Source organism: Aquabacter sediminis, assembly GCF_028863665.1.
Classification (GTDB): domain Bacteria; phylum Pseudomonadota; class Alphaproteobacteria; order Rhizobiales; family Xanthobacteraceae; genus L1I39.
In genome coordinates, this window is sequence record NZ_JARBFX010000004.1 from 578,543 (window position 1) to 586,745 (window position 8,203).

General features: G+C 68.3%; 8 protein-coding genes. All 8 read right to left on the reverse strand.

The genetic code is table 11. The annotated features are described in order from the left end of the window. Positions 1–299 precede the first annotated feature (299 nt). Positions 300–1,574: a MotB family protein gene (locus tag PV781_RS10875; RefSeq protein WP_274775634.1), complete on the reverse strand. Its 1,275-nt coding sequence runs from the start codon at positions 1,572–1,574 to the stop codon at positions 300–302. Between the two features lie 10 nt (positions 1,575–1,584). Next, positions 1,585–2,256 carry a hypothetical protein gene (locus PV781_RS10880; RefSeq protein ID WP_274775635.1) on the reverse strand — a complete coding sequence of 224 codons (672 nt, stop codon included), beginning with the start codon at positions 2,254–2,256 and terminating at the stop codon, positions 1,585–1,587. Between the two features lie 3 nt (positions 2,257–2,259). Beyond that, a complete protein-coding gene (fliF, locus tag PV781_RS10885) occupies positions 2,260–3,930 on the reverse strand; it encodes a flagellar basal-body MS-ring/collar protein FliF (protein WP_274775636.1) in 1,671 nt (556 codons plus the stop codon). A gap of 303 nt (positions 3,931–4,233) precedes the next feature. Further along, positions 4,234–5,277, reverse strand: coding sequence for a flagellin N-terminal helical domain-containing protein (locus tag PV781_RS10890; protein WP_274775637.1), 1,044 nt, complete (start codon positions 5,275–5,277; stop codon positions 4,234–4,236). Positions 5,278–5,544: 267 nt separating this feature from the next. Continuing rightward, positions 5,545–6,387, reverse strand: coding sequence for a flagellar type III secretion system pore protein FliP (fliP, locus tag PV781_RS10895; protein WP_425532387.1), 843 nt, complete (start codon positions 6,385–6,387; stop codon positions 5,545–5,547). Further along, positions 6,387–6,896 carry a flagellar basal body-associated FliL family protein gene (locus PV781_RS10900; RefSeq protein ID WP_274775638.1) on the reverse strand — a complete coding sequence of 170 codons (510 nt, stop codon included), beginning with the start codon at positions 6,894–6,896 and terminating at the stop codon, positions 6,387–6,389. The genes fliP and PV781_RS10900 overlap by 1 nt, the downstream gene beginning before the upstream one ends. A 15-nt stretch (positions 6,897–6,911) precedes the next feature. Then, positions 6,912–7,640: a flagellar basal body L-ring protein FlgH gene (locus tag PV781_RS10905; RefSeq protein ID WP_274775639.1), complete on the reverse strand. Its 729-nt coding sequence runs from the start codon at positions 7,638–7,640 to the stop codon at positions 6,912–6,914. Further along, positions 7,640–8,203, reverse strand: a 564-nt coding sequence (locus PV781_RS10910; RefSeq protein WP_425532388.1) for a MotE family protein, incomplete at its 5' end; no start/stop codon positions are given. The genes PV781_RS10910 and PV781_RS10905, both read right to left, overlap by 1 nt.

Consider the following 8,203-nt stretch of genomic DNA (forward strand, 5'->3'; position numbering starts at 1 on the left):
TGGTATCCCCCTGCCCCCCCTTCGAGCCGCGGGGGGGGGGGGGGGGGGGGGGGGTGGGGGGGGGGGGGGGGGGGGGGGGGGGGGGGCCGCGGTGGGGGGGGGGGGGGGGGGGGCCGCGGCCGCCGGACGAACGGCCGGCGCGCTGGGGGACGCAGAGGCGGCCGGCTTCGGGCTTTCGCCCGGCGCGCGCATGCCGCCCCACGGGTCCGCTTGCGCGCCAGCCGGGCGCGGCGTCAGCGCAAGCGCACCGGCCAGCACGACCGCGGCCAGCGAAAAAGCGTGAGGGGCGCGGCCCGTCCTCATGACGGGCTCCGCAGCAGGATCTCGATGCGCCGGTTCTGGGCCGCGTTGGGATCGGTTGTGTTCTTGAGTTCCCGGTCGGCGAGGCCCTCGATCTTCAGCACGCGCTTCTCGTCGAGGCCGCCGCGCACCAGCATGTAATGGGCCATGTGGGCGCGGGCGGTGGACAGGCGCCAATTGTCATAGGTGTCCGAGCGGAACGGGCGCGCGTCGGTGTGCCCGCGCACCACGATCTCGCCGGGGCGGGCGGCCAGGATCTGGGCGATCTTGCCCATCATCCGCACCACCCGCGCATCGGGGACCGCCGAGCCCACGGGGAACATGGAGAAGTCGGTGTCGTCGGTGAGGTTGACCACCAGCCCCTCCTTGGTGAGGCGCACTTCCACGCGCGGCGCGCCGGGGCCGGTCATGGTGTCCTTGACGGCCTGCTGCACAGCCTGCTGCACCGCCTGGAGCTGGGCCTGGGCGGGGGTCTGGCCGGCGGAGCCGCCCTGGCCACCGCCCGTTCCGGTGGCGACGGCGCCGGGCTGGGTGCCCGCCTGGCCGGCCTTCTGGGCCTGGTCGGACTTGCCGTCCAGGCGGCCACTGTCGCCCTTTGCCTGATCCCCTTTCGCCTGGTCGCCCTTGGCGGCGTCGCCCTCGCCGGGAAGCTGGCGGGCTGCGGCGGCGTCCGGCTTGCCGCCGGGGGCGGGCATGGTGATGCGCGCGGGCTTGCCGCCCTCGTCGGAGCGCGGCTTGCGGCCCTGGCTCATCTGCCAATAGGTGGGGTCGAAGGGATCGCGCACGGTATCGCCGAAGGCATTGCCCTGCGCGCCCACCTCGCCGATGGCGGCATCCGGCGTCGCGCCCGGGGTGGGATCGGCGTCGCCAGCCAGCTTATCGAGCAGCGCATAGGGGTCCTGGAACGCGGTGCGTTCCTTGTCGCCCTGCTGGCGGTCGGCGCCGGCGCCTGTCTTCTCTCCCACCGTGTTCTTGAGCGAGTTCGACTTGTCGCCGTTGGAGGACGTGCCCTTGGCCTCGGTGTCCTCGGGATCGTTGAGGCCGTTCACGTCGGTGACCGAGGAGGCGAGATCCACCGGATTGAAGTACTGCGCGATGGCCTTGCGCACGTCCTTGTCGGTGACGTTGATGAGCCACATGATGAGGAAGAAGGCCATCATGGCGGTCATGAAGTCCGCATGCGCCACCTTCCAGGCGCTGGAATGGGCCTCGTGCTCCTCGTCGTCGTGGCGCTTGATGATGATGATTTCGCCGTGACCTTCCTTGTCGGACATTCCTGTCTCCTCAGTCCGAAAGGCCGGCAAGCCGGTCGCGCCAGGCGGTGAGCTGGGTCTCGATGACCGCGCCATCCGCCTCGATGCGCACCTCCGGGGACGGGCCGGGGGTGAAAGTGAGGCCCTCCGCCGCCTCGAGGCGCGTGCCGAGCGCGTCGAGGAGGTCCTGGGGGCCAGTGATGCGGATGACGCCTGAGCCGAGGGCGAGCTGTTGCTTCACAAGGCCCGCAAGGTCGCTCAGCGCCTGCGTCCGCACCCGCTCCTCCACGAAGGGGGCGAGGATGGGCGCGAGGGCGTCGGAGAGCTGCGTGCCGAGCCCCTCGATCGCGGCCTTGAAGCCGGCGGCGAGGCGGTCGGCCTCCCCGGCGGTCCAGTCCTGGCGCAGCTTCTCGATGCGGGTCTCGAAGGACTTCTGTTCCTGTGCCCGCGCGGATTCGGACGCGGCGAGGGCGGCTTCCGCCTCCATCTGCGCCTCACGCCGGGCTTCCGTCCGGGCAAGCTCCACGGCGCGCGTGAGGTCGTCCTGGGAGAAGCGGATTTCGGGACGGACGCGGTCCGACACCGGCGCGGGGCGCGCCAGGACGGGCGAGGACGCGGCCTTTTCCGCCTGTGCGGCGGGCCGCGCGGCGAGGGTCGGCCCCAGCGGGCCGAAATGGGGCAGGTGGCGGGACAGAGCGTGCATGGATCAGGCCCTCGCTTCCTGGTTCAGCCACTGGCGCAGGATCGCCGCGGCCTGCTCCTCGTCGAACTCGACGATCTGCTCCAGGCGCTTCTGCGGGTTGCGGTACATCTGGCCGGTCAGGTTCTCGATCAGGTTCAAGGTGGAGCTGGCGATGGGGCCATGGGATTCCTCCTCCGCGGGCGGGCCAGCGAGCGCCGGGGCGGCCGGCTGGGCGGCCAGCATGGTGGCCTCGATCTCGCGGGCCTCCAGCTCGGCGATCTCCTGCTCGCGCGGCCGCTCCAGGATGGACCGCACGGCGGGGCGCAGGCCGAACCAGATGAGGAGGCCGGCGACGATCAGGATGGTCACCGCATTGATGAGGGTGCCGGCCTGGCGCAGCAGCAATTCGGTCCACGGCAGGGCGGGCACGGCATCCATGTCGCGGCCGCCATTGGCAAACGCCACCGCCGCCACCTTCAGCTTGTCGCCCCGTTCCTTGTCGAAGCCGGCAGCGGAGGCGACCAGCTGCTCCACCTCGTAGAGCTGCTGTTCCACCGGAATGGCCTCCCCGCCTTGCGGGTTGGCGGCGGCGAGGCGGTCCTTGTTGAGCAGCACCGCGATGGAGAGGTTCTGCACCGCATAGGCGTCGCGCACGGTCTGGACGGTGCGCGAGGAAATCTCGAAATTGGTCAGCTCCTCGCGGCGCTGGTTGTTCTCGTTGGAATCGTTGCCGCCGTCCGGCGGGGTCTGGCCGCCGGGAATGTTCTGCTGCACCGAGGCGTTGGGCTGCTTGGTGCGATTCTGGGACTGGCCCTGCTCCTTCACCGCGCGCACCGAGCGCTCCACCTTGGAGGCCGGGTCGAACACGGTCTCGTTGGTGGTCACCTTGTCGGTGTTGAGGCGCGAGGAGACCGACACCTCGAAATTGCCGATGCCGAGATAGGGAATAAGGGTGCGGCGGATCTTCTCCTCCGTCTCCCGGTTCACCTGGCTCTGCAGCATGGCCTTCTTGCCGGCGGCGGCATTGGCGCCGTCCTCGCTGGAGCCGAGCACCGCGCCTTCGGTGTTGAGCACGGTGACATTGTCGAGCTTCATGCCGGGGATGGCGGCGGCCACCAGGTGGCGGATGGCGGCGGCGGAGGAGCTGTCGTCGGCATTCTCGGTGCGGATCACGACCGAGGCCGAGGCGCCCTGCTGGTCGCGCCGGAAGGAGCCGCGATCGGGCAGCACGATATGCACGCGCGCCGCCTTGACGCCCTTCATGGTCTGGATGGTGCGGGCGATCTCGCCTTCCAGCGCGCGCACCCGCGTGACCTCCTGCATGAAGGAGGTGAGGCCGAACGAGCGCATGTCGTTGAACAGCTCGTATCCGGTATTGGCGCTCTGGGGCAGGCCCTTCACCGCCAGCAGCATGCGGGCGCGGGCGGTGTCGGAATGGGCCACCAGCACGGAGGTGCCGTCGGCATTCACGTCGAAGGAGATGCCCGCATCCTTGAGGGCGCCGCCAATGCGGCCCACATCCTCGCGGTTGAGGTTGGCATAGAGCGTCTCGCGCTCCGGCTGGCTGAGATAATAGGCCCCGAGCGCGATGGCGGCCACAACGGTGGCGCCGATCAGGCCCAGCGCAATCAGGCGGCGGGCGCCCAGATTGCGAAGATTGGCAAGGATGGCTTCGAACTGCATGCGGCCGATCATCGGCGGGTCACTCGCGATTGCGGCCCGTCCCCGCACGCGCGGGCGCTGCGGGAAGGGAACGGGGACATTCGGGTCCAGCACGCACGGTTCCTGGCGGTTCCGTGCTCATGTGCCTTGGCGCAATCTCGACAGCCAACCTTGCCTGGGCGTTGCAGGGTCCTGAAAACACAAAAGCCACGCTCCGGGGGGCGGAGCGTGGCCAGTTGGCCGCAGGAGAGCGGCTGACCCAACAGGAACTCAAAAGAAAAGATATTCAAGCAGATGCCCGCCCCGGCGTCGGCCGGGACGGGCTTTTTTCACCGATCAACGGAACAGCGTCATCACGTTCTGCGTGGAGTTGTTCGCGATCGACAGCGACTGCACCGCCAGCTGCTGCTGCGTCTGGAGCGCCTTCAGCTTGGTGGATTCCTCTTCCATGTTGGCATCGACCAGAGAACCGATGGACGACGTGTTGAGGTCGATCAGGCTCTGGGCGAAAGTCTGCTGGGACTCAAGCCGGGTGGAAGTGGTGCCGAGCGTGGTGGCGCCGTTCTGCAGCTGCTGCATGGTGGCGTCGACAATCTTCACATAGGCCTGGATCTTCGCCAGGTCCGCAGTCGTGTTGCCCAGGGTGGACACGTCGAACTGCGCGATCGATTCGGTGCCGGTCGTGGCGGTACCGCCGATCTTGAACTTGGTGTCCATGAAGCCCTTCAGGCTGCCGGCCGCGGTATCCACGGCGACGGTGGCGCCGCCGGTGATGTTCGCGGCGGTGGCAACAGCGGTGACCGCCTTGTCGATGGTCGTGCTGGTGCCAGTGGAGGTGCCGGCAGTGGCGGCGTCATAGATGGCGAAGGCGCCGGTGTCGATGGCGGTCGAGCCCACGGTCACCGTGCTGCCGGTCCGGGAGAAGGAGGACAGCAGGTTCTTGGTGGCGTTGAAGCCAGTGGCGCTCGAATCCGCCGACAGCCAGTTGCTGCCGTTCATCACCGTGTTGTTGGCAGTGGTCTTGATCTCGCTCACATAGGAGGAGATTTCCGTCTGCAGCTTGGCACGGTCGACGTTCGGCGAGAGGGCCGCGGTGAGATTGTTCTTGATCTTGGACAGCGAGGAGATCACGGCGTTCACGCCGCTGCTTGCCGCATCCACCGAGTTCTTGTCCAGGCTCATGGCATCCTTCACCGCGCCGAGCGCCCCGTTGTCGGAGGTGAGCGTGGTGGCGATGGACCAATAAGCCGCGCCATCGGAAGCGGAATTGATGCGCTTGCCGGTGGAGACATGATTGTTGGTGGTGTCGAGCGTGCTGTTGATCGTCCGCAGAGTCTGCAGGGCGACCATCGCGGAAGTATTGGTGATCATGCTGGTCATGATGAATGTCCCTCGTTCGAGAAAGTGACGTTTGTCAGGGACATGCCGGACTTGCACCGGCATGGCAGGGCGGCGTCATGCCTTTGTTGGCCGTCCCTTGCGGGGTGCGGCGCGCTGCCCTTTCGAACAGTCAACCTGCCATGGGATGCACTGTGCGCCACCAAACTTGCGCGAGGCTTGCGCCGGCGGCGAGCCACCCGCTCCACATGCAAACGCCGCCCGCCGGGAGGTCCGGCGGACGGCGCATAAAACGGGCAGGGCCGGGGCTCAGAGGAAGGAGCGCACGAGCCCGCTCACCAGGAGGTTCCAGCCGTCGATCAGGATGAAGAACAAGATCTTGAACGGCAGCGCGATGACGGCGGGCGGCATCATCATCATGCCCATGGACATGACGAGGGTCGCCACCACCATGTCGATGATGAGGAAAGGCAGCACGATCAGGAAGCCGATCTCGAAGCCACGCCGCAGCTCGGAGATCATGAAGGCGGGGATGAGAACCCGCATCTCCACCTTCTCCGGCGGGGCCGGGGAGGGGGCAGGGGCGGTGGCGGATGACTTGCCGTCCCGGGTGCCCGGCGTCTTCAGTGCGTCGTTCATGTCGGAGAACAGGCGCAGGTCCTTGTCGCGCACCTGGGAGAGCATGAAGTCGCGGAAGGGGTCGGCGATGCGCTCCACCGCCTCCTGCTCGGTGATCTCGCCGGCGGTGAGCGGGCGCAGGCCGTTCTGCCAGGCCCGGTCGAGGGTCGGGCCCATCACATAGAAGGTCATGAACAGAGACAGGCTCACCAGCACCAGGTTCGCCGGCGTCGTCTGCAGGCCAAGGCCCGAGCGCAGGAACGAGAAGGCGATGATGAAGCGGGTGAAGCTCGTCGTCATGATGAGCAGGCCCGGCGCCACCGACAGCACGGTGAGCAGGCCCAGCATCTGGATGATGCGCCCGGAGGTGGAACCGTCGCCCGCCGGAATGAACTGGTCGAGGCTCGGCATCTGGGCGCTGGCGGGGCCGGTACCGGCGAGCAGCAGGGCTGCTGCCGCGAAGGCCAGGACGAGGGCAAGGCCCGTTGTGGCGCGCGGCGTCCGCCCGGCGCGGCGCGCGAGGGGGCGGGTCATCACTGCACCACCAGGGTTTCGAGCACCAATTCCTTGACCTTGCCGTGTCCGCGCACCATGGCGCGCTCGTTGAGGTCCTCCCGCAGGTGCTGGAGCGCGCTCGGCCCTTCCAGCTGGCTGAGCGAGATGGTGCGCATATAGGCCATGATGTCCTCGCGCACCTCGGCGGCGGTGGCCGCCGGATTGGGCAAGGCGCCGTTCTTGTAGATGAGAGCGCCCTCGATGCGCACGAAGGTGCTGGACGGGGCGGCCAGATTCACCACCACCGGCTTCAGGTCCTGCACCCCAAGGTCACCCTCGAACTTCAGGGGCTTTTCTTCCGTCTTGGGCGGCTCGGCGGCGATGCGGGCTTCGATGACGTTTTCCATCGTGCCGGCCATCTTGTAGCCGAGCCCACCCCCGCCGGCGCCCGCCAGAAGGGTCAGGATGACGACGGCGATCAGCGCGCCGCCCCCTTTCTTGGGCGCAGCGCCCTCCGTTTGCGGCTTGGCCGCCTTGTCTTTCGCCATGTCATGCCCCCCGGCTCAGAACGGCACGACGAGGTCGTAGATGCGCTGGCCCCAGGCGGGCTGCTGCACGTCCATGGACCGGCCACGCCCGCCATAGGAGATGCGGGCCTCCGCGATCTTGTCATAGGGGATGATGTTGTTGGCCGACACGTCCAGCGGATTGACGATGCCGCCGATATTGAGGACGCGCACCTCGTAGTTCACCAGGATTTCCTGCGAGCCGGAGATCACCAGATTGCCGTTGGGCAGAACCTCTGTGACCACCACGGCGATGGACAGGCGCAGCTTCTCGGACCGGTCGATGGTGCCCTTGCCCTTCGTGCTGGTGTCGGAATTGATGTCGAGATTGCCCGCCAGCGCGCCCGCATTCACGCCCTTGCCGAAGCCGCCCATGTCGAGGCCGGCATCGACGCCGAGGCCGGTCTTCGACTTGCGGGAGCGGTCGGTGGCATTGTCGAACTGGGCCTTGTCGTCGATGGCGATGGAGACGCGGATCACGTCGCCCACCTTGCTGGCCCGCAAGTCGCGATACATGCTCTGGGAATTGGCGAGGTCATAGGTGGAGCGGAAGGTCTTCTGCTCCGGCTTCTGGAACGCCACCGGCACCGGCTGGCGGGTGGTGTCGAGCCCGTTGCCCACGGGGGTCAGAGCCGGGCCGAAGGCAAGGCTGTCATAGCTGGTCTGGCAGCCCGCGAGCGCCAGGGCGAGCGGGAAGGCAGCGGCAAGCAGGGCAGTCGAGCGCATCAGCTGGCCCTCCCGTCGAGGGTGCGGCGGGAAATGCCGACCATGGTGGTTGTCAGGCGCGCGGCGCGGGCGGGATCCATCTCGTTGAGAATGGCGCTGGCGACACGAGGCGAGAGCTTGGCGAGAACGGCGGCGGCCGCATCCTCGCTCATGGCGGTCAACTGCGCGGAGGCGGCGTCCGGGCGCATCTGGGACATGACCTGCACCAGGGTCTCGTCCGCCTTCTTCAGGAACGCCTCGCGGCGCTGGAGCCACTCCTGGTATTCGGTGCGCTTGGCTTCAAGCTGCGCGATCCGCTCCTGGATCTGCTTCTCCATGGCGATCAGCGCCTCCTTCTGGCGCGCGAAGCGCGCATCGGCGGCGGCGTTGATGATGGAGCTGCAATATTGCAGCGCGTTCTCATTGTCCGGCGCGCCGATCGCCACCGGGGTCGCGGCGGCCGGGGCGGCCGGCTCGGCCTGCGAATAGGCGACGGGAGTGGCGCTGGCGGGGGCGGGCGGAATCGCCACGCCCGGTGCCAGCGTGGCGGGCGCTGCCGCGGCGGGCGGGGGGGGCGGGGGGGG

Bases quoted from the DNA above. Each gene is read 5' to 3' on its own strand.
- PV781_RS10905 (WP_274775639.1), bottom strand. From the start codon at position 7,640: ATGCGCTCGACTGCCCTGCTTGCCGCTGCCTTCCCGCTCGCCCTGGCG.
- PV781_RS10890 (WP_274775637.1), bottom strand. From the start codon at position 5,277: ATGACCAGCATGATCACCAATACTTCCGCGATGGTCGCCCTGCAGACT.
- fliF (WP_274775636.1), bottom strand. From the start codon at position 3,930: ATGATCGGCCGCATGCAGTTCGAAGCCATCCTTGCCAATCTTCGCAAT.
- PV781_RS10875 (WP_274775634.1), bottom strand. From the start codon at position 1,574: ATGTCCGACAAGGAAGGTCACGGCGAAATCATCATCATCAAGCGCCAC.
- PV781_RS10880 (WP_274775635.1), bottom strand. From the start codon at position 2,256: ATGCACGCTCTGTCCCGCCACCTGCCCCATTTCGGCCCGCTGGGGCCG.
- fliP (WP_425532387.1), bottom strand. From the start codon at position 6,387: ATGACCCGCCCCCTCGCGCGCCGCGCCGGGCGGACGCCGCGCGCCACA.
- PV781_RS10900 (WP_274775638.1), bottom strand. From the start codon at position 6,896: ATGGCGAAAGACAAGGCGGCCAAGCCGCAAACGGAGGGCGCTGCGCCC.